At 50.3% G+C, this 19,864-nt stretch carries 18 protein-coding genes; 11 read left to right on the top strand and 7 right to left on the bottom strand.

Annotated elements, in window-relative coordinates:
* Position 1 precedes the first annotated feature (1 nt).
* The gene (locus ACXAFR_RS02130; protein ID WP_475171467.1) at positions 2-550 is read left to right on the top strand and encodes a DUF2780 domain-containing protein; all 549 of its coding nucleotides are present in this window, start codon (positions 2-4) and stop codon (positions 548-550) included.
* Between the two features lie 28 nt (positions 551-578).
* On the opposite strand, the gene ACXAFR_RS02125 is transcribed toward ACXAFR_RS02130, so the two are convergent.
* Positions 579-1,298: an SDR family oxidoreductase gene (locus ACXAFR_RS02125; RefSeq protein WP_475171465.1), complete on the bottom strand. Its 720-nt coding sequence runs from the start codon at positions 1,296-1,298 to the stop codon at positions 579-581.
* Positions 1,299-1,510: 212 nt separating this feature from the next.
* Here ACXAFR_RS02125 and ACXAFR_RS02120 point away from each other — a divergent pair, with 212 nt between their 5' ends.
* The gene (locus ACXAFR_RS02120; protein ID WP_475171461.1) at positions 1,511-2,020 is read left to right on the top strand and encodes a 6-pyruvoyl trahydropterin synthase family protein; all 510 of its coding nucleotides are present in this window, start codon (positions 1,511-1,513) and stop codon (positions 2,018-2,020) included.
* Positions 2,021-2,045: 25 nt separating this feature from the next.
* Here ACXAFR_RS02120 and ACXAFR_RS02115 read toward each other — a convergent pair whose 3' ends face one another.
* Positions 2,046-2,822, bottom strand: a complete 777-nt coding sequence (locus ACXAFR_RS02115; protein WP_475171460.1) for a queuosine precursor transporter — start codon at positions 2,820-2,822, stop codon at positions 2,046-2,048.
* Positions 2,823-2,988: 166 nt separating this feature from the next.
* Here ACXAFR_RS02115 and ACXAFR_RS02110 point away from each other — a divergent pair, with 166 nt between their 5' ends.
* Both ACXAFR_RS02110 and ACXAFR_RS02105 read left to right on the top strand, forming a co-directional pair.
* The gene (locus ACXAFR_RS02110) at positions 2,989-4,896 is read left to right on the top strand and encodes a PhoX family protein (RefSeq protein WP_475171458.1); all 1,908 of its coding nucleotides are present in this window, start codon (positions 2,989-2,991) and stop codon (positions 4,894-4,896) included.
* A gap of 166 nt (positions 4,897-5,062) precedes the next feature.
* Positions 5,063-5,494: an MAPEG family protein gene (locus ACXAFR_RS02105; protein ID WP_475171454.1), complete on the top strand. Its 432-nt coding sequence runs from the start codon at positions 5,063-5,065 to the stop codon at positions 5,492-5,494.
* Between the two features lie 4 nt (positions 5,495-5,498).
* On the opposite strand, the gene glgB is transcribed toward ACXAFR_RS02105, so the two are convergent.
* Together glgB and treS are read right to left on the bottom strand one after the other, a co-directional pair.
* A complete protein-coding gene (glgB, locus tag ACXAFR_RS02100; protein WP_475171452.1) occupies positions 5,499-7,712 on the bottom strand; it encodes a 1,4-alpha-glucan branching protein GlgB in 2,214 nt (737 codons plus the stop codon).
* 82 nt (positions 7,713-7,794) lie between these two features.
* On the bottom strand, positions 7,795-11,148 hold the full coding sequence (treS, locus tag ACXAFR_RS02095) for a maltose alpha-D-glucosyltransferase (RefSeq protein WP_475171450.1): 3,354 nt from the start codon (positions 11,146-11,148) through the stop codon (positions 7,795-7,797).
* A 137-nt stretch (positions 11,149-11,285) separates the two neighbouring features.
* Here treS and ACXAFR_RS02090 point away from each other — a divergent pair, with 137 nt between their 5' ends.
* The 5 genes from ACXAFR_RS02090 (at position 11,286) to ACXAFR_RS02070 (ending at position 15,278) form a co-directional block, all read left to right on the top strand.
* The gene (locus ACXAFR_RS02090) at positions 11,286-11,744 is read left to right on the top strand and encodes a metallophosphoesterase family protein (protein WP_475171448.1); all 459 of its coding nucleotides are present in this window, start codon (positions 11,286-11,288) and stop codon (positions 11,742-11,744) included.
* 103 nt (positions 11,745-11,847) lie between these two features.
* Entirely contained in the window at positions 11,848-12,798 is a 951-nt protein-coding gene (locus ACXAFR_RS02085; protein ID WP_475171447.1) for an MBL fold metallo-hydrolase, read from the top strand.
* A gap of 124 nt (positions 12,799-12,922) precedes the next feature.
* Positions 12,923-13,270 carry a PepSY domain-containing protein gene (locus ACXAFR_RS02080; RefSeq protein WP_475171445.1) on the top strand — a complete coding sequence of 116 codons (348 nt, stop codon included), beginning with the start codon at positions 12,923-12,925 and terminating at the stop codon, positions 13,268-13,270.
* A complete protein-coding gene (locus tag ACXAFR_RS02075) occupies positions 13,270-13,947 on the top strand; it encodes a response regulator transcription factor (RefSeq protein WP_475171443.1) in 678 nt (225 codons plus the stop codon). Before ACXAFR_RS02080 ends, ACXAFR_RS02075 begins: the two co-directional genes overlap by 1 nt.
* Entirely contained in the window at positions 13,935-15,278 is a 1,344-nt protein-coding gene (locus ACXAFR_RS02070) for an ATP-binding protein (RefSeq protein WP_475171441.1), read from the top strand. Before ACXAFR_RS02075 ends, ACXAFR_RS02070 begins: the two co-directional genes overlap by 13 nt.
* 11 nt (positions 15,279-15,289) lie before the next feature.
* Here the strand turns inward: ACXAFR_RS02070 and ACXAFR_RS02065 are convergent, their stop codons facing one another.
* The 3 genes from ACXAFR_RS02065 to ACXAFR_RS02055 form a co-directional block, all read right to left on the bottom strand.
* A complete protein-coding gene (locus ACXAFR_RS02065) occupies positions 15,290-15,493 on the bottom strand; it encodes a hypothetical protein (RefSeq protein ID WP_475171440.1) in 204 nt (67 codons plus the stop codon).
* Positions 15,494-15,573: 80 nt separating this feature from the next.
* Positions 15,574-16,014 (bottom strand): hypothetical protein, encoded by a 441-nt coding sequence (locus ACXAFR_RS02060; RefSeq protein WP_475171439.1) that lies wholly within the window; start codon positions 16,012-16,014, stop codon positions 15,574-15,576.
* A 37-nt stretch (positions 16,015-16,051) separates the two neighbouring features.
* Complete coding sequence (locus tag ACXAFR_RS02055) at positions 16,052-16,561, bottom strand: hypothetical protein (protein ID WP_475171437.1); 510 nt, start codon at positions 16,559-16,561, stop codon at positions 16,052-16,054.
* A 369-nt stretch (positions 16,562-16,930) separates the two neighbouring features.
* Between ACXAFR_RS02055 and ACXAFR_RS02050 the strand changes: the two genes are divergently transcribed.
* Together ACXAFR_RS02050 and ACXAFR_RS02045 are read left to right on the top strand one after the other, a co-directional pair.
* Positions 16,931-17,185: a hypothetical protein gene (locus ACXAFR_RS02050; protein ID WP_475171435.1), complete on the top strand. Its 255-nt coding sequence runs from the start codon at positions 16,931-16,933 to the stop codon at positions 17,183-17,185.
* Between the two features lie 823 nt (positions 17,186-18,008).
* Positions 18,009-19,448 (top strand): cytochrome-c peroxidase, encoded by a 1,440-nt coding sequence (locus tag ACXAFR_RS02045; protein ID WP_475171433.1) that lies wholly within the window; start codon positions 18,009-18,011, stop codon positions 19,446-19,448.
* Positions 19,449-19,864: the final 416 nt, after the last annotated feature.

Here is a 19,864-nt window from a genome sequence, read left to right as displayed (position 1 = left end):
AATGAAAAAACTGTCTGCCATTGCGCTGTCAATGTTTTTGATGCATCAAGCTCACGCGGGGTTGTTTGACTCGGCAGAAGAGGCTGTCGATGAAGGTGAGGCCTCGTCCGCGGCGGCGGACCTGGCAAGCGCAGGCGCTGATTTATTGCCAATGTTAAGCAGTGCCCTGGGTGTTTCGACGGAGCAAGCTGAAGGTGGCACCGGTTCCCTATTGCAGGCCGCCAGTTCCATGTTATCGGATACGGATTTCAGCACGCTGTCGTCAGCAATCCCGAATGTGGATGATCTGCTCGCTGCGGCGCCTTCTCTCGGGTCTGGCGAAAGCGAAGAGGGAGACAGCAGCAGTCTGTTGAGCGGAGCCTTAGAAGCTGCTGGTGAATACAGCGAAACCGCCAAGATGGCCAGTCAGCTTGGGGCGCAGTTCGAAGCTCTGGGGCTGGATGCCGATATGATTCCCAAGTTCATTGACGTGCTGAATGGCTTTCTCGGCAAAAGCGATCAGAGTGAGGCTTCAAGCCTCTTACAAGAGGCCTTGGGTGGCTTCCTGTAAAATGTCGTTTAGGGCCTGCTAGCAGGCCCTAGGGCAAATCACCTTCCGCGGGACGAATGATCAAATCTTCAACCACCGTGCGTGGGCTGGTGGCATGGGCTGAGTAGATCAATTCAGCAACGTCAGTGGCGGGAATAAAACGGTCTTCAGATAGGTCAGTTCCCTCCCAGCTCCCCGTAAACGTGGCTCCCGGCATCACAGAGGTAACACGAATGCCGAAAGGTTTGAGTTCCTGTCGCAGACTTTGAGAAAGGCCATACAAGGCAAACTTGCTGATGGTGTAAGAACCGCTGTTACGGTAGGCTGCCAGCGAGGCGATTGAGCAAATATTGAAGATATGGCCTTGTTTGCGGCTCATCATCTCTGGCAATAGCCCACGGGTGATACGGTAGGCGGATTGTACATTGGTCGCCAGTTGTTCTTCTAAGACGCCTTCCGGTTCTGACCATATTTCGCCGGGATAGTAAACCCCCGCGTTATTGATCAATATATCAACACGCATCCGGTGATCTTTAATGGCCGTGACAAACGCATCACAGTCTTCAGGCTTGCTAACATCGGTCGGAACAGCCACCACTTTATTTTCATAACGGCTTTCTACGAGTTCCTTTAACTCATAGATATCCTGTCGATTGCGAGCGCAGGTCGCAATATCAAAGCCCGCTGCGGCGAATCGATCAACCAGCGCTAGGCCGATACCTTTGGTGCCACCGGTAATGACCGCACAACCTTTGGTAGTGGTACTCATCGAATTCCTCCTTATTGGTCTCATTGAATAGACCATATTTCCGCTTGGTGTGTATCAATAAATAGATTCCGATGTATGATACATCGGAACAAGCGACGATATTTGCTGGCTTTTGCTGGTCACGATCTGATGATCGTCGTGGGTAATATCTGGGTGCTTAACGCTGACAGGCTATTATGTGAGCTGCCCGCAAATAACTGTATTAGAACACTATGACTTCTCGAACAACGAAAATAACACTGGCAAAAGAGTACCAGAAATTTTCCGCTGCCCATTTTACGATTTTTTCTGCGACAGAAAGAGAGCGATTACACGGACACAATTTTTCTGTTGCCGTTGCCATCACCGTGCCCGTTGGTGATGATGGCTTGTGTTTTAGCTACCGTATATACAAAGACATATTAAAGTCCATTTGTGAAGAATTGGACGAGTTCACACTGCTTCCGGGTCTCTCTCCCTATTTATCACTCACAGAGGAGGGCAATTATATCTTGGCGCAATTCAATGGCGAACGTCATTATTATTTGCGTTCGGATACTCGTATCTTGCCAATCCGTAATACGACGGTCGAAGAGTTTTCCGCTTATATTCTCGGTCAGCTTCTTAAGCCGGGGGGGGAATCGGAGGCTCTTGGTATTCTCGCGATTGAAGTACAGGTTTTTTCCGGTCCAGGCCAAAGTGGCAGTGCCGATTGGAATGCATCTGATCCGATTCGGGCCTGATGGCAGGCCCTGTCTTTGAATTTGGTTAATATTGCTCTGGTTGGTCTTCAAGCTGTAAATAGGACTTGAGTTTGGCCACCAGATAATAAAATGGCAGAGTATCTGCGATTGCGACCACCATCTTAAAAACATAGCTGCTGAGCATTAACATGATCAGTGCCTGCAGCGTCATTTCCCCGGCTAAAAACGCAGCCCCAAAAGCAACCCCAATGACGACGATGGAATCTACCATTTGACTAATTAGAGTGCTGAAATTATTGCGCAGCCAAAGATGGCGGCCGCGGGTTAATCGCTTCCAAAAATGAAACAGACGCACATCGCAGTACTGAGCTGCTGTATACGCCAGCATAGAGGCAACAACCGATCCGGCGGTGAGCGAGTAGATAAAATCGAAAAGCTCTACAGAACCGGACATAACCACACCGTTCGGTAGCAAAACATCGTTTTCCAGTGTCAACGTCTGCCAAGGTGGCATCACGGATGGATCCACTGGCGGAAAGGCTTGCGCCAGATAAACAAAGAAAATGACCAAGAGATTGAGTAGCAGGCCGACCGTCACTAGAAAGTTCGCCCGTCTTTTCCCGTACAGCTCACAGACCAAATCGGTACAGAGAAAGGTAATGGGGTAGGGCAATACGCCAACGGTTACCGCCATAGGACCGATTTGAATAAATCGAGTCATGCCAATCACATTGAGCATCGTCATTGATGCCAGAAAGATGCCGGCGAGTACAAGAAAAACTCTCTCACGCCTTTCCATTATGTCGGTGTAACCCGACAGTGCAATGCCTTTATCAGACATGAATAACGTCCTTGAACCGTTTAAGAGAGGAGGAAAACAGAGGTAACGATAAACGAAGTTGGCGCCAATTATAATTCATAAAAAGGAAATTATTCTGTAACACAGTCACCCTAGCCTTGTTGGGCCTCTCCGGTAACCCGAAAAAAACACATGGAGTTTTAACCCGATGATTAAGTCTGAAGACCAAAAACAGACGCAAGCCCAACTGCATGACGAATTGCACCCTGATAATAACAAATCTGGCAACCGCCCATTTGCCGATGTCCTCAAGTCTCACATCTCTCGCCGCAAAATTGTACAAGGTAGTGTTACTGCGGCAGCGACCACGTTTCTCGCACCCTCCGCTTTCGCGGGTTGGAAAGCCAAAAAATCAACAAGCGGTGGTGAGTTGGTTGGTTTCAATCCAGTAACGACGGAAGAAAAAGCCGCTAACCCAACTTGGCCAAGCATTTCTTCAGATTACGAATTTCAAGTCTTGATTCCTTGGGGAACCCCCTTGGAGCCAGGAACAACGACTGCGTATAAAGGTGATCCTACCACTCGTCCAACACCTGAGGAAGCCGCGCTGCAGATCGGCATCGGTCATGACGGTATGTGGTTTTTCCCCATCGACTGCCACACCTACCGCAAGAACAAGCACAAAGGTTACAAAGCCAGTTCTGTCGCCGGTATGTTGTGTATCAACCACGAATACGGCGGCAACAGCCATGTTCTTGGTAAGGACGCACCCGAAGATCTCGATGATGTACGCCGTATGCAACACGCCATGGGCGTGTCTGTGGTTGCGTTGAAAAAAGTGGGTAAGAAGTGGAAAAACGCCCAGCACAAAAATGCTCGCCGTATCCATGCCAATACGCCAGTGATGTATTCTGGGCCTGCCGCTGACAGTGATCTGTTGCAAAACACGGCCGGTAACATTGCGCTTGGTACATTGAACAATTGTGGTAGCGGTCCAACTCTATGGGACACCTATCTCACTTGCGAAGAAAATTTCAATGGCTACTTCGGTACCAGCATTGACATGGTGCTGTCAGAAGAGCAGGAACGTTACGGCTTGTCCAGTGGCGGATCTGGTTACAATTGGCATTACTTTGACAAGCGTTTTGATCTGTCTGACGCTGACTATGCAAACGAATGTAACCGCTATGGTTGGATCATGGAAATCGATCCCTTTGATGCAACTCAAACACCGGTGAAGAGAACGGCTCTGGGTCGCTTCAAGCACGAAGCCATTGCCATTGCTGAAGACGAAGCCAGTGGACGTATTGCAGCGTACATGGGTGATGATGAGCGTTTCAATTATTGCTACAAGTATATTTCTGACGCAGCTTACGAAACTTGTTTGGCGAACGGCAACAGTCCGCTGGACGAAGGCAAACTCTACGTTGCCAAGTTCAACGATGACGGTTCCGGCGAATGGTTAGAGTTGACCATCGACAATCCGACCCTGGCTGCCCGCTTCAGCTCTCAGGCGGAAGTCTTGATCTATGCTCGTATCGCTGCGGATCTTCTCGGTGCTACACCGATGGATCGTCCAGAGTGGACGACCATTGGCGGTCAAGGGGAAGTTTATTGGACCATGACCAATAACTCTGAGCGGACTGAAGCGACAGTTCCGAATCCAGAAGCGCCCAACCCGAACGGACACATCATTCGTACCACTGGCGAGCATGCGAGCACCAGTTTCCAGTGGGAAATCTTCATTCTGGCGTCGTCTACTGTAGAAACCGAAGAAGCCTTCTCCTCTCCGGACGCGGCTTGGGCTGATCCATACGGTCGCTTGTTCATCGGTACTGACGGTGGACAGCCGAATGGTTTGCAGGATCAGTTGACCGTTTTCGATACAACGGCGGCTAACCCAGTGCCTAAGCGTTTGTTCTCTGGTGTAGAAGGGGATGAGATTACCGGTTTCACCATCACTCCCGATCAGCGCACGGCGTTTGTTAATATTCAGCATCCTGGCAATGGTGACCCTTCTGTCACTAACTTCCCGGCGCCATTGGATTACATGACCATTCCACGCGACTGCACAATTGTCATCACCAAGAAGGATGGCGGCATTATTGGTTCCTGATTTTTAGGAGCTGTCTCACTAAGGCCTCCCCTGGAGGCCTTTTTTATGCCTGGAGAATACGCTACTGACGCCATTCATTTTCCTGGTCGGAAAGATCAATACCGGTTAGCCTGAAGGAAATACTCTGAGAAATAAGACGCTGAAGAATAGGGAGGAGGAGACGATTGTGAATTCAGGTGTCGTCATGCCGGCAATGACTCTTGCTGGTTGGACATTGTGTGTGCTTTTGTTGATTCCCTGGCGACGTTTTCAGGCGGCGCGGCAAGGCCTCGTTAATCCCGATGATTTTAAGCTCGGTGAATCCAGTCGGGTGCCTGATGTCGTTTGCCTTGCCAATCGCAATTATATGAATCTGTTGGAATTGCCGATTCTCTTTTATTTTTTGTCAGTCGTTCTGTTGATTACTCAGGAAGCGACGGCGGCAATCATGGTTTTGATGTGGCTGTATGTCTCTTTGCGAGTAATCCATAGCTTGATTCATCTTACTTACAACCATGTGTTTCATCGTCTGACGGCATTCGCGAGCAGCAACTTAGTGTTGCTGGTGTTGTGGTTAATGACGCTGAGTGCATTGGCAGGCTCAGCGTCATCCTCGTGAGTGACTATTTATCGATTACGAAGTAGCTGGTAGAGAGAGGAGGCAGGTCTAGAGAGATAGAGAAGGCCTGGCCGTGACTGGCGATGCGTTCGGCTTCAACGCCGCCTCCGTTGCCCATGTTCGAACCCCCGTAGCAGTGAGCGTCGCTGTTGAGTCGTTCTTTCCAAAAACCAATCCGCGGCACGCCGAGTCGATACCCCTGGCGGGGCACCGGAGTGAAGTTGCATACCACCAATACCGGCGCGATCTTGTCGTCGGGCGCGCGGCGAATAAAGGCGAATACGGAATTGGCTTTATCATCGCCAATAATCCAGCGGAATCCCTGCGGGTCATCATCTGCGAGGTGCAGGGCTGGTAGCTCGCGGTAGAGTTTGTTCAAGTCACTGATTAATCTGGCGGCTCCTGAATGAAGCTCATGACTCAATGCCGGCCAGTCCAGTTGCACGTTGTGATTCCACTCGGAGCGCTGCCCAAATTCTCCGCCCATAAATAACAGCTTTCTGCCAGGGTGGCCCCACATAAAGCCGAAGTAGCTGCGCAGATTGGCGAATTTCTGCCAGGCATCACCGGGCATTTTTCCAATAAGTGAGCCTTTTCCGTGTACCACTTCATCGTGGGACAGGGGCAGTACAAAATGTTCTGAAAAGGCGTAATGCAGACCGAAAGTGATGTTGTTGAGGTGATGCCCCCGATAGAGCGGGTCTTTGCTCATAAAGTTGAGCGTGTCGTGCATCCAGCCCATGTTCCATTTGTGGCTGAAACCGAGCCCGCCATTGTCGACACGCTGAGTGACGCCAGGCCAAGCGGTCGATTCCTCTGCCATCACCAAAGCGCCCGGTGCGCGTTCAGCCACAATACCATTGAGATGCTGCAAAAAGGCAATGGATTCGAGATTTTCACGACCACCGTATTTGTTGGGTACCCATTCGCCGTCTTTGCGGGAATAATCCCGGTACAACATTGAGGCGACGGCATCGACTCTGAGAGCATCCACATGGTAATTGTTGAGCCAGTGCAGTGCATTAGCGAGTAGAAAACCCTTTACTTCGTTGCGTCCCAAGTTATAGATCAGCGTATTCCAATCCTGGTGATAGCCTTCGCGAGCATCCTGGTGTTCATACAACGCCGTGCCGTCAAACTGCATCAGGCCGTGGGGATCGGTAGGGAAGTGTGCTGGCACCCAGTCGCAAATCACGCCAATTTCGGCTTGATGACACGCATTGACGAAGGCGGCAAAATCTTCCGGTCTGCCGAGTTCAGGCATAGGGGCAAATAACCCAATCGGTTGATAGCCCCAGGATCCGTGAAAGGGGTGCGCGGTTATGGGAAGTAATTCTATGTGGGTAAATCCCTTTTCTTGAACGTAGGGGATCAGCTGTTCCTGCAGCTCTGTCCAGGTGAGTGGTCGATTCCCCTCTTCGGGAACTCGGCGCCAAGAAAGCACGTGAACCTCGTAGATGGAAATTGGGCAGCGCTCACCTTGATGGTAGTGACGATTGCGCATCCAGTCGTCGTCTTGCCATTGAAAGGATGTGGTTTCTGGAACGATTGATGCTGTGCCGGGTGCCGGTTCACAGCGACCGGCAACCGGGTCTGCCTTCAATGGCAGAACCCCTTTCGAACCCAGGATTTCATACTTATAGAATTCGCCTGGTGCCAGCCGGGGTACGAAAATCTCCCACACTCCGGAAGCCCCGCGATGGCGCATGGGGTGGCGACGGCCATCCCAGGCGTTAAAGTTTCCAACCACGGAAACCCGTTTAGCATTGGGTGCCCAGACGGCGAAGCGCACCCCGGCCACACCGTCGACCGTGACGGGATGCGCGCCCAGAGTATCGTAAAGCTGGTAGTGTCGTCCTTCACCGATGAGGTGAAGGTCCATCTCACCCAACAACAATCCAAAGCTGTAGGGATCTTCAATCTCTTGAATCTGATCTCCCCAGTCGATACGAAGGAGGTAGTCAGGCAAATTTTCAATGCTGCCAACAAACAGTCCACCGGTGGTGTCATCTTCTAAAAGCTCACCGATGACCGTGTTGCTCTCCCGCTCAACGAGCTCGACCCGTTGGGCGCCGGGTTGGAAGGTTCGAATAACCGTTTTACGGCCATTTTTGTGGGGCCCTAGCAAGCCAAAGGGGTCACTCAAAGTGCCCTGTGTCAGTGCGTTCACGGCAGCTCTGTCAGTGGCTGCATCTTGAATTTTGGTGTAGTTGTTCATCCTATAAACCTTGTTGTCGGTGATGTCTGGTTAGGGTGAAGCAACGCTCTATGCGAGCAATCTGTTCATAATGCGAACGGATTTAGTCTCGAAATAGTCGCTGTACAATACCAGTCATACTCATCACCGTGGATTCCAGATCAGGTGAATTTGTGCCTGGAGATATCTCTGCGATCCGATTCATCAAGATATCCAGGGCGAAAAAGTCCACCAGAGAGGACAGATTGTGTTGATCCTTCCAGTGATGGTCAATGGCGGAGGCGGTTTCCAAGTAGCCTCTCCACACCTGATGCCAGCAGGTATCGATGCACATTTGCTGCAAACGCCCTGACCGACGAGGCTCCTCTGCCAATTCACCGAACGTTATTCCAATGTCGTTAAACGTAGTTTCAATTGACAAATACAGGCTAGCCAGGTCTTTCGCGGGTGATGCTTTATAAAGGTATTCGGCGCCATCCAGGTATACATCTCGAAAGCCACGAAAAAACACTTCGTCTTGTGCGATAAGAATGTTCGTTAGCGTTGCGTTACCATGAATGCACATTTCAAGAGATCCTACCGCTTCTTGCGCCAGACGACTGAGTTGTCTTCGCAACCAGTTAGAGCGCTCCAGCAGTTGATCATAATGCTGCAGGGCACCACGGTTGTTCGTTCTTTGATTTGACAGTGTCCTTTCAGCGGCCTCCAGTTTGCAAGTGGCGTCGCGGTACCAGGTTTGTACGTGTTCGTCGGTGATGCGATTTGGCGACAATGGGCTGTCACTGCTGGGGTTGGCCAGTAAGCTGTGCATTTCTCCCAGCCGCAGGCCCAGCCGCCGAAAAACGGGCGCCAGGGTTGCGACGACGTCTTTTCCGTAGCGATCCAGTTCGTCCTGGAGGTCAGTGAGATCCGAATTGGCTCCTTCCAAATCTCTCAATGTGTGATTGAGATGGGCTTGCGACCAAGTCGCCGCATTGCCCTGATTGTCGATGTAGGTCTGTAGGTACGCGATGGCGCGGTGGGAGTCCGGTGAGGGCGTATGTAGCAAGTAGCCGCACAGCTGCGGCAGATAGGCGAAGTTTTCGCGCGTTAGGTAATCTGCGACCACGAGTTCCGGAGGAATCGACTGTTCCTTGGGGGTGGTCAGGGGGCAGCGAATCACTTTAAGAACAACCGCATCACCCACAACCAATCCGCTATGGGGGGCTTCCGGGTTTAATGCTCGGGTTTCTGCATCCGCAAGTGTCGTTGGCAGGTGGGCAAAGCCTGACGTTTTGACAAAGCTCAACATGTTTTCGAAGCCTGCTTTTGTCTGGTCATTAAAAAATGCCTGTAGCAGTTCCTGTGAAAATGTCGGCATCGAGATGGCGTCGGTCAGGTAGCCCACCTGATAGCCATGTCGTATGCGCGAAACGGCCAATTGATGTGCCAGCGCAGGTATGTTTTCGCCTTCGTAGCAGACCGTCAGAGGTAAGTGCACGGTTATCTCGCGATGGCCCAGATCGACGGTAAAATCCGTCAGATACAGCCTGCTGTCGGATTCATTCGATAATGCTGTCCAGTTCTGTAAGCTAATGCTGCGAATGTCGGCGACGCGGGCTAAAAACCAACGACGTTTCGCCAAATAGGCGGGCAAAATATCCTGCAGCAAGGTGTCGATATGAGGGCTGGAAAATACGTCGTCTGGCGAACGCGTTACCACGAAGGTTGTCAGTTCTGGCAGTGGTTCGGGGGGGGCTACATACCAATCGGGCAGCTGTGTCTCTGTGGACAATAAGAACCAATAGAAGCCGTAGGGCGAAAGTGTCAACAGATAGGGAAGCTCTCCGATCGGCGGAAAACGACTGCCGCCCAGTAACTCTAAAGGAACACTGTCTTGGTATGCTGATAGGTCGAGTTCCACGGCTTGAGCGCTGTTCGCCATATTGGCGACACAGAGTAAAATCTGCTCCTGACCATCTGCGACGGAATGGCGTCGGATAAACGCCAGTATGCGCCGATTACTAGGATAAAGTATGGTCATTTCTCCGCGCCCGAACGCCTGAAAGCGTTTGCGAATATGGATCATCTGACGCGTCCAGTTCAGCAGAGAGTGGGGATCGCGGCTCTGTGCTTCAACGTTGACGGCGCCAAATCCATAGAGTGGATCCATAATGGGTGGGAGCACCATTTGCGAGGGATCCGCGCGTGAAAATCCACCGTTGCGATCGGGAGACCATTGCATTGGGGTGCGCACCCCGTCGCGATCACCTAAGTAGATATTGTCACCCATCCCGATTTCATCTCCATAATAGATAACGGGCGTGCCAGGCATGGAGAACAGTAGGGAGGTCATCAGTTCGATGCGTCTGCGGTCCCGTTGCAACAGAGGCGCCAGCCGCCGGCGAATCCCCAAGTTTAGGCGGGCGCGGGTTTCACGGGCGTATTCCTGCCAGAGATAATCCCGCTCCTGGTCGGTGACCAATTCCAACGTCAGTTCATCGTGGTTTCTCAGAAAAATCGCCCACTGGCAGTTTTCGGGAATCGGCGGTGTTTGCTTGAGAATATCGACGATAGGAAAGCGATCTTCCTGGGCAATTGCGATGTACATTCTCGGCATCAATGGAAAGTGAAATGCCATGTGGCACTCATCGCCATCGCCGAAAAATTCGAGTGCGTTCTCTGGCCATTGATTGGCTTCCGCAAGTAAAAATCGGTCGGGAAAGCGATTGTCGATTTCAGCCCTGAGGCGTTTTAGGACCGCATGGGTTTCCGGAAGGTTTTCATTGTTGGTACCCTCGCGTTCCACGAGGTAGGGAATGGCATCCAGACGTAAGCCATCGATACCCAGTTCGAGCCAATAGTGCAGGACTTTGACAACGGCTTCTAACACGGCGGGGTTGTCGAAGTTCAAGTCCGGTTGATGCGAATAAAATCGATGCCAATAATAGGCACCGGCAGTTTCATCCCACGTCCAGTTAGATGTCTCTGTGTCCGAGAAGATAATTCGCGTACCTTGGTACGTCTCTTTGGTTGTCGACCACACGTACCAGTCCCGTTCGTCGCTGCCGGCTGGCGCCTCGCGGGCACGTTGAAACCAGGGGTGCTGGTCCGAAGTGTGGTTTATCACCAGTTCGGATATTACCCGGAGACCTCGACGATGTGCCTCGTCAATAAAGCGCCGAACTTGCGCAAGAGTTCCATAATCTGGGTTTACGCCATAATAGTCGGCGACGTCGTAGCCATCATCTCGCAGTGGACTCGGATTGAACGGGAGTAACCAGAGGGTGTTTACTCCAAGCCCTGCTATGTAGTCCAATTTAGAGATGAGTCCGGTGAAATCACCGATCCCGTCGTCGTTTCCATCGTAAAATGATTTCACGTGCAGTTGGTAGATGAGTGCGTCTTTATACCAGTCGGGTTGAGTGGTTGATGGCGGTGTCGGATGTTGAGCGGTCGATGAATCTGGATGGGACATGAGTGTGACATTCCTGCAAAAAAGCAATAGGTGGCTGATCAGGCATGGCTTCAAGGATTCAGAGAATAGTTACTGGTGGTTGTCGATTCTGGCTCATTTCATCCTTTTCTTTGAGTCATAAACGGGGGAATTCTGCTGTGAAAATTGGTGTCATCAGTGATACCCATGGATTACTCCGTCCAGAGGCTGCGACGCAGCTGCAAGGCTGTGATGTGATCATTCATGGGGGCGATATTGGCAAGCCGGACGTCATGGCTAGGCTCAGTGACATTGCCCCGCTTCATGGGATCCGCGGTAATGTCGATCGCGACGCCTGGGCGCTTGAGTATCCTGACCAGTTGTTGCTGACCATCGCTGGGCACAAGGTATTTGTCATCCATAATCGAAACGATTTAGGTTCCGAGCGTATCATTGAATTGAGTCCGGATGTCGTCATTTGTGGACACTCCCACAAGCCCTACATCGAGAAGGAGGGGACGCGTTTGTGGATCAATCCCGGTAGCGCAGGGCCAAGACGTTTCCGGTTGCCGGTCACACTGGCGTTGCTGACGTTATCGCCATCCGATTGTGACGCTCAAATTGTTGATTTGCTCTAACGGTATTTATTAATGAAAGGGCGCGGACGTCCGTAGGTCGGTGTCTTTCGTAAATTTATGAATTCACCTTTTCTAAAAGATTCCGCGTTGTTGGAGGTTATCCATGTCGGAAATGTATCAGTTTGGGAGACGTCGACGTATCACCGACGTTCAAACTCAGATATTCAACACCCTTTCCCGTGTTGTTTCTTTCGCCCTGTTTTGTTTGGCTGGGCTCGCAGCGACAGAGAGTTTCGCTGAATCTGTGGACTATAGTATCGAGAAGGTCACGGGTAACGTGTACCGCTTCAATGCGGGCAACTATAAGTCGGTCGTCATGGTGACACCGTCCTCTGTCGTCGTTACGGATCCAATCAGTCGCGAGGCTTCCGCATGGTTAGCGCAAGCGATTGAAGATCGGTGGAAAAGACCGATTCGCTATGTCATTTACAGCCATAATCATACGGACCATACCTACGGTGGTGAAAATTTTGATTCGCCGCACACGGATTTTATCGCTCATCAATTGGCGCGCGAAGATTTGATCAATACCCGAGCACAGACGCGAATCCCCAACTTGACGTTTACCGATGAGATGGTGCTTACCGTCGATGATAGTCAAGTCACCCTGCGCTATCACGGTGAGAACAACGGGCGAGGATCCATTTCCATGATGTTTGAGCCCGCGGGTGTACTGCACGTGGTGGACTGGGTGGTGATCGGTCGTATGCCTTATAAAGATTTGCTGGGTTATGATATCCAGGGGATGATCGATTCGACGCGAGAGATTTTGAATCTGGATTTCGACGTGTTTGTTGGCGGTCATGCGGATATGGGAGATAAAGCTGATGTCGCCTATTACCTCGGCTATCTCGAGGCACTTTATGACTCTGTTAGGGACGGCATGCTGGCAGGGCAGGATCTGGCGACCTTGAAGGAAACAATCCGGCTTGATGATTATCAGGATTTACCTCAGTACGAGGCTTGGTTGCCGTATAATATCGAGGGCGTGTATAAAACACTGACAGACCGTTCATATCTGCCGATGCGCCCCGATGTTACCGGCGAATGGTGACCCTAGAGGCAATACTGAGCCAAATGTAAAGATGTGATCGTTAGTGTTCAGTCTGGATTCAGATGCTGCCGCTAGCCTAGCGGTAAGAATTTGATCCGTTCGAGCTTACGATATCCGGTTAACTATGGCGAAAAAATCACAGCCTCAACGCCGCCGCCTGGTGCTATGCATCGAGCTGTGTCTGGCTTTCGGACCTTGCCTGGCCTTGGCGGGACAAGAAGAGGGCAGTGGTGGTCCACAGCATCGTAAAGCGGTTGAGTTGCAGAAAGAAGGCAAAATCGTTGCTCTGGAATCTATTTTAGAGCATTTAAAATCGATTAAGTCAGGTCGTATCATAGAAGTTGAATTTGAAGAAGAAAATCAGACCTATCTCTACGCCATTGAATGGCTGGATGATGCTGGCAAGGTTTGGGAATTTGAGGTCGATGCCCGCACGGGGCATTTGCTGGAATTGAATCAAGAGGGACATTAGTGCGCTTATTGCTCGTAGAAGATGAGCCAGAGTTGGGCAGAGAACTTAGAGGTGCTTTACAGCAGGCTGGATACGCCGTCGATCTGTCTGTTGATGGAATTGATGCACAGGCGTTAGGGGAAATTGAACCCTACGATCTCATTGTGTTGGACCTGGGACTGCCTGGGCGCAATGGCTTGGATATCCTCAATTACTGGCGCGAGAAAAATAATCGCGTTCCTGTCATTGTTCTGACAGCTCGTGACGGCTGGCAGGATAAAGTCGCCGGGTTTAAAGCTGGTGCAGACGATTATCTTGCCAAACCGTTTCAAACCGAAGAGCTGCTCGCTCGGATTGGTGCAGTATTAAAACGTTCTAGCGGTGTTACGGTTGGCGAGTTGGCGTTTGAAGGTCTGCGGCTCGATGAGGCTACTCAACGAGTCATCCTGGAAGACGAGTCTGAGTTGCCATTGACGGGAACTGAGTTCCGGCTCTTGCGATATATGATGATGAATCCCGGGAAGATCCTGTCAAAATCAAATCTTACCGAACACGTCTACGAATACGATTCGGACAAAGACAGCAATGTTGTCGAAGTCTACGTCAATCGCTTGCGACGTAAAATCGGCAATCACTTTATCACCACGCGACGTGGTCAAGGGTACGTCTTTGGCAGCCGCCAAACATGCGATCCCTGAAGCGCTTTTTAACCATCCGGCTGGCATTGGCACTGGGTGTGCTGATGTCGTTGCAATGGATGGTGGTCACCTACGCATTGGACCACCTGGTCGAAGATCAGTTGGTCGAGCGTCTCAAGCAGGAAGGTAACAGCCTGCTGGCCGTCATAGATGTAAACGTTGACGGTGGTCTGAGTCTCGTCAATCTGCCCGTGAAAAGTATCTACCTCAGACCTTTCTCCGGACGCTACTTTGCGATTCGGACCGCCAATCAGTCCGCCCAGTCCCGCTCTCTGTGGGATCACACTCTAAATTTGCCGTTGCTACCCACCGGGCGGGTGGAGCATCGCATTATTGAGGGGCCGTTAAAGCAGCGCCTGATGATGGTTCTGCATGGCTACAGTAAGCAAGGTGTGAACATTACGGTAGCGGTCGCTGAGGATATATCCGGCCTTCAAGAAGATAAATGGCGCTTCTTTTATCTCTTTAGCTTTCTTTCCAGTATTGGGTTGTTGCTGCTTTTGTGGTCCCAGACGCGGATTGTTACTCAAGGATTGCGTCCTCTATCGGCGATTCGTCGTAGATTGATACAACTGCGTCGAGGCGAATTGGCAAAGATTATGGTATCTGCGCCAGAGGAAGTTGAGCCGCTGATTGATGAGTTAAATCGACTTCTGGAAAACATCAGTCAGCGATCCCGGCGCTCCCGGCAGGCGACGGGAAATCTTGCCCACGCGTTAAAGACTCGCTTGACGTTACTCAATCAGATCGCGGAGCGCCGTGAGTTGGATGGCGCCGTCTCGTTGCGCCAGGATATTTTAAAAACAACCCAGGACCTCCGAGTGATTGTTGAACGGGAATTGCGTCATGCCCGTTTACTGGGGACGGCTCTGCCGGGGAAAGCCGTGGATATCGCAGAAGAGCTACCTCAGTTGATACAGACGCTCGAGCAAATCTATCGTGATAAAGCGCTGACGTTCTCCGTCCACATCGATGCAGATGCGCGATTTCTTGGGGACAGCGAAGACTTTCTGGAGCTAATTGGCAATGTTCTAGATAACGCCTGTAAGTGGTGTCAGCAGCGGGTTGATGTCAAAGTTCAGCAATCAGAGGACACGCTGATTATGATCATCAATGATGACGGTCCCGGATGCAGCGAAGAAGATTTGCAGGAGATTGATCGCCGCGGTTATCGCGCTGACGAAAATACGCCGGGCAGCGGCTTGGGATTGGCGATTGTTCGAGATACGGTAGATGCTTATGGCGGAAAATTACGCTTTGCCAGTGGTGAAGGGCTTGGCGGCTTGCACGTCACCATTCGTTTTCCCAGTGACTGGCAGGCGGGGATGTAGGGCGGCAGCGTTTAGCGCCCGCGGTTAGTTTCGCGTCCAGGTTCCGTTGGCTCAGATTCCATATCCGCGCGTTGCACCATTTCCCAGCGGTGAGCCGTATTTTCCTGGCAGCCGTGTTCTTTAGCCAGACGCTCTTCCAGGGCCATTACTCCGCCGCTAATGGTTAACAGCATTGCGGTGGAGGCGCAGCGTTTCACCAGAGATTTTTTCTTCACGTTTAATATCCTGAAAATGTCGTTACCGAAAAGGTAGGCTCCTGGGCTGAATTCAGTCTTAACAGTTGCTGCGATTTCTCTCAATGAACGACGGACGGTTTGCCGCTCCAAATTAGAATACTTTCTGCTAACCACTGGTTGATGGCGATGGCTGAACACGAAGCCGCTTCCTGGAGTGGTATTAACAGGTCGCCGTAGGGATTAATCCGCTCTTGGCTTTGCAACAACCGGTTCGCCGATTCGAAAATTTGGCTTGCACTGCTGCAGCGTCCTGTTTTCCGTAATAGGTAAATAAGCTCACGCGCTGATTCAACGAAAAACCTCTCTGCCTGTAGCCCTGAGGTCTCATCCTGTAACAGAATCCCTGCCGCATCGAAGGCGTTTCCATAGGGCATGATTGCGTCATCCCAGCGCATTTCCGTCATCATTTGACGGGCTTCTCCCATGGTAAAGTGCCAAAAGGCGCGAGCTTGGGTACTGTCATTTGCCAGCAACGTAAAGTGTTTTTCACAGAGAAACATGGTTTGCCCTTGTGCCAGTGAATTGTATCGTTTTAGATCAGGCGCTGATTTGCTGCAGTTGCGGTAAGCGATTGATAGAGTCAACCCGGCCTGTTCTGCGGACTTGAAGTACCGCTGGTGTAGCGGTTTCGCCAGTGCTTTGCACGGTGGTTTTCTCGGCAGTTAGGGGGGAGAAGCGCTGTTGGGCCTGCCGTAATGCTTCAGCACTGGTTAATTGGTTGCCTCTACGAACGATCATCATGACTTCTAAGTCGGGTTTTTGTGGTGTCGAACGGTTGCCAGCGTTGCGATGGATGAATGAGCCAAGGATTCGGTTCAGTTTGGCCTGAACGCCGTAGGCTGCGCTGGGTTGTTCCTGAATGCTCAAGGCTTCTTCAAGCTGGCGATAAGAAAAGGCAGCGAGGCCCGCAATCGCAGCGTCAGAACTGCACCGCAGTTCCTTTTCAATGATTTCACAGGCTTTTATAAGCCACGCTGTCCTACTGGCAATGGCATTGGCGTGCTTACTGACTTCTGCAGCAGTGATGTATTGAATCCAGCGTTCCATAGTCTCTCTCCCAATGGTCGATCGTTACGAAATGTGTCCAGTTGATTGGGGCGGTGGGAATTCTTGCAGAATTTCCCGTGGCCTGGCCTGCGTTTAAAACCGCCGCTGAGCTATTTGTAAATCGGAAGCTCATTGACGTCTTTGTTGAGAAGGATATTGACACACCACCCTATTTTTGTAAATGATAATAATTATCATTTGAAAAGATTCTGACAGCTATTTCAACGATTGAGCCAGCAGAGATTGATTCTGCCTGTTTGAAAGGCTTTACAGCCAACTTCAGCGGTGCGTGAGACCGTTGGTCGTTCTTGAATTGTTATCGAATATTGATTACGTCGGGAGTCTCGACGAACTTGGAAGGGTTGAACATTGGTAAAGATGATTGTTGTCGTTCTAATCTTAGTGGCTACGTTGGCGGTATCACTGGGCCTTGAGAGGGTGTTGATGGCGTTGGGATTGCCCGAGGCGGAGTTGTTATTGACGCAGGCGCTTTATACGGTGGTATTCGTCTGCTTCTTATGGGGGGCGGGTATCGGTGCACTCAGGTTCATGATGGTAACCTCAGTTGCGTTAATACCCTGTTCAGTGCTTGTGCTATTAATGATGCTTTATCGATTTGGCTGAATAACTTGCTCGGATTGAGGTGTTGAGCCGAATGATTCTACTTCGAGATTATTGCTTGCACTGTTTGCCGATACCAGTGTGCTCACCATGGCGATTAGCACGATGGGGCGAGTGACCAGGATTAAGAACATCATCGTTCTCTTTAACCGTGGTGATTGTGATATCCGTTTCATGGTGTACCTCAATAGTTGTTTGCTGGCACACGAGACGTCAGGCGACCTCTGCCGGCAAAGATGCAAACTGTTAAATCGATAAATGAATATGCCAGTGCTGGAAATGGCAATGGATGCCAAGCTCAAGGCAAAAAAAGGTGTACGTGAAGTTACGCGGCAAACTTTACGTTAGGGTAGGGTTTTGCTGTAGCCTCATTTTGGTCAGCTAATAGGGTGATTTAGACTTGGAGAGTCTTGGCCCCGGGTTGAACGTACGAAATCACATTGCTGTTTCTTAAAACCGCAGCTCGGCACGTTGCCCTATATACATGAAGGGCAAGACGTTCGTCCTGAGACCTCCCATCTTCGTTCGACAAATTTCCATCAAGTGTGACTTTTAAAGATCGGACTGGTTTTTGGGCGGGTCGTTTTTGGGGCTGAAATATTGTCATCATGTCGGTTTGTTATAAGTTCATTGTGAGCAATTTTGGTGATTTTGATTAAAAAATGCGGTGTGTAATGCACCATTTTTGACGGTGGGACTGTTCAATAAAAAAACCCTACAGACTTTGGGAAAATTAACTTGAACCGAATCGCCGCTTTCCATAAAGTTCCCGCGTTGCTAAAAAATTGGCGCTAAAATTCTCTCTGTAATTCAAGGATATGTCTTCATGATACGGAATGTCAGCGGCAAGGTTGCCGCCGGTCTGGTTAGCTTGTTGGTAGGGACGATTGGTGCTCAGTCTGTAAATGCGGCTCTTAATGCCAGTGAAAGGGACTATGAGCTTAAACTTCTTGGCAAATACGTTTTCTTCGATGAATCTTTGTCCAATCCAGAGACCATGGCATGTGCAACCTGTCATGCGCCTTCGGCGGGTGGCACCAGTCCTTTTGAGCAGGTAAACCGTTTCGGCGTAGTTATGCCGGGGGCAGACCAAAATAGTACCGGTGGGTTAAAACCGCCGACCAATGCTTATGCAACCTTTATCGAGCCTTTTGGTGTTTGCGGTAAGGGGGCTACGGGTTATTGCGGAGGAAACTTCTGGAACGGCCGTTCTGTCGGTCGTTTTGGTGAGGTGCAATCCTTTAGCACCACGGTCATTGGAGTAGATGTTATTCCTGCCGGGAAGGAAAGCTACAGGATGTATTTAAAGCCCGCTGCAGATCAGGCAATGAATCCATTTCTGAATCCCGTCGAGCATAATATGACGGAGCAATCTATCTGTAACAAAGTCGCTGCAGCTTCTTATAGCCCGTTGTACACCGAAGCCTGGGGCGAGCCAATTGACTGTGGTGTTAATCTTGAGGAAAGCTATCAACGTATCGCTGTTTCCCTTGCAGCCTACCAGCACTCTAGGGATATAAACTCTTTTAGCTCAAAGTACGATCGAGCTCTGCGTCGGGAGAGGAACGGCATTGATGTCGACTCTACTCCAGGAGAGTTTCCACTAGTGCGATTTACAAATCAGGAAAATCTTGGCCGAGATTTGTTTTACGGCGTGACGTCGACATTGAATCCGCAAGGAAAAGATGCACGCTGTGCGGTATGTCATACTGACAACGAGGGAGACAGTGGAGCTGAGCAGCGCCAATTGTTTACTGACGACAGCTTCCACAATATCGGTATGCCATTTAATTCCGCAATTGTTAATCCCGAATCCGTTGGTACTGAAGGGCTAATTGGACATTTAGGAAGTTCCAATTTTCGCGGTTACCGCAAAACTCCAACTCTGAGAAATGTCGACAAACGTCCGACAGATAATTTTATTAAAGCTTACGGCTCAAATGGTTGGTTTAAATCTTTGGAATCAATTGTTCACTTTTATAATACGGCAGATACTCGCTCCCCTGAAGATCATTTGGCGGGAATAGGCGGTCGACAGGGTGTTAAATTGCATTCTGTTACAGAATGTCCGGCTTGGGTACGTCGGGAAGCCCAGGCTTTGGCTCGTAACTGTTGGCCTACTGCTGAGTTTCGACGTGGCGCTGTAAGGGGCAGGGATATCGGAAATCTGGGACTAACCGACGCCGAAGAAGCCGCTATCGTCGCATTTCTCAAAACAATGACTGACTCCCAAACTGCGGAGCCGCCAGCACCCTACCAGCCTTGATTCTTTAGGCTCTTTTTCCCGCTCACCGACTTCTAAAATTAACAGTCGCTGCCGTGGCAATTACGCTGCTGCAGTGGATTGTTAAGCTTCAGCTAAGCTGCATAAAATAGAGTTGCTCTCAGTCGCGATTTTCATTCATGCTTTATGTAAACAGCTATAAATGAGGTCAGCAATATGGCTGGCGTTTATGCGAACCTGAGTGTGCTAATTGCCCGGAAGCGTCTTATTGAAAAGTTGTGTAAATTAAAAGCGCAAAGTTTCGAAAATCTCTAGACCGAAATTTGTATTTGGGTGCCAACTTCCATACAGTCGCAGCCAATCGCAGTACTAAGATACCTTTATTTCTCAAAGGGTTAAGATGCTTTTATTGATTTCTGGAATAGAAATTAATTTTTTTGAGAGCGCTTCTTAACTTT

The sequence above is a fragment of the Pseudomaricurvus sp. ABR4_320 genome, from assembly GCF_056159445.1.
The sequence above is the reverse complement of the archived record's forward strand: the minus strand, read 5'-3'. Positions and strand labels throughout refer to the sequence as shown.

Coding starts and splice junctions, on each gene's coding strand:
- ACXAFR_RS02130 (WP_475171467.1), top strand. CDS start 2: ATGAAAAAACTGTCTGCCATTGCGCTGTCAATGTTTTTGATGCATCAA.
- ACXAFR_RS02125 (WP_475171465.1), bottom strand. CDS start 1,298: ATGAGTACCACTACCAAAGGTTGTGCGGTCATTACCGGTGGCACCAAA.
- ACXAFR_RS02120 (WP_475171461.1), top strand. CDS start 1,511: ATGACTTCTCGAACAACGAAAATAACACTGGCAAAAGAGTACCAGAAA.
- ACXAFR_RS02115 (WP_475171460.1), bottom strand. CDS start 2,822: ATGTCTGATAAAGGCATTGCACTGTCGGGTTACACCGACATAATGGAA.
- ACXAFR_RS02110 (WP_475171458.1), top strand. CDS start 2,989: ATGATTAAGTCTGAAGACCAAAAACAGACGCAAGCCCAACTGCATGAC.
- glgB (WP_475171452.1), bottom strand. CDS start 7,712: ATGAACAACTACACCAAAATTCAAGATGCAGCCACTGACAGAGCTGCC.
- treS (WP_475171450.1), bottom strand. CDS start 11,148: ATGTCCCATCCAGATTCATCGACCGCTCAACATCCGACACCGCCATCA.
- ACXAFR_RS02085 (WP_475171447.1), top strand. CDS start 11,848: ATGTCGGAAATGTATCAGTTTGGGAGACGTCGACGTATCACCGACGTT.
- ACXAFR_RS02080 (WP_475171445.1), top strand. CDS start 12,923: ATGGCGAAAAAATCACAGCCTCAACGCCGCCGCCTGGTGCTATGCATC.
- ACXAFR_RS02070 (WP_475171441.1), top strand. CDS start 13,935: ATGCGATCCCTGAAGCGCTTTTTAACCATCCGGCTGGCATTGGCACTG.
- ACXAFR_RS02060 (WP_475171439.1), bottom strand. CDS start 16,014: ATGTTTCTCTGTGAAAAACACTTTACGTTGCTGGCAAATGACAGTACC.
- ACXAFR_RS02055 (WP_475171437.1), bottom strand. CDS start 16,561: ATGGAACGCTGGATTCAATACATCACTGCTGCAGAAGTCAGTAAGCAC.
- ACXAFR_RS02045 (WP_475171433.1), top strand. CDS start 18,009: ATGATACGGAATGTCAGCGGCAAGGTTGCCGCCGGTCTGGTTAGCTTG.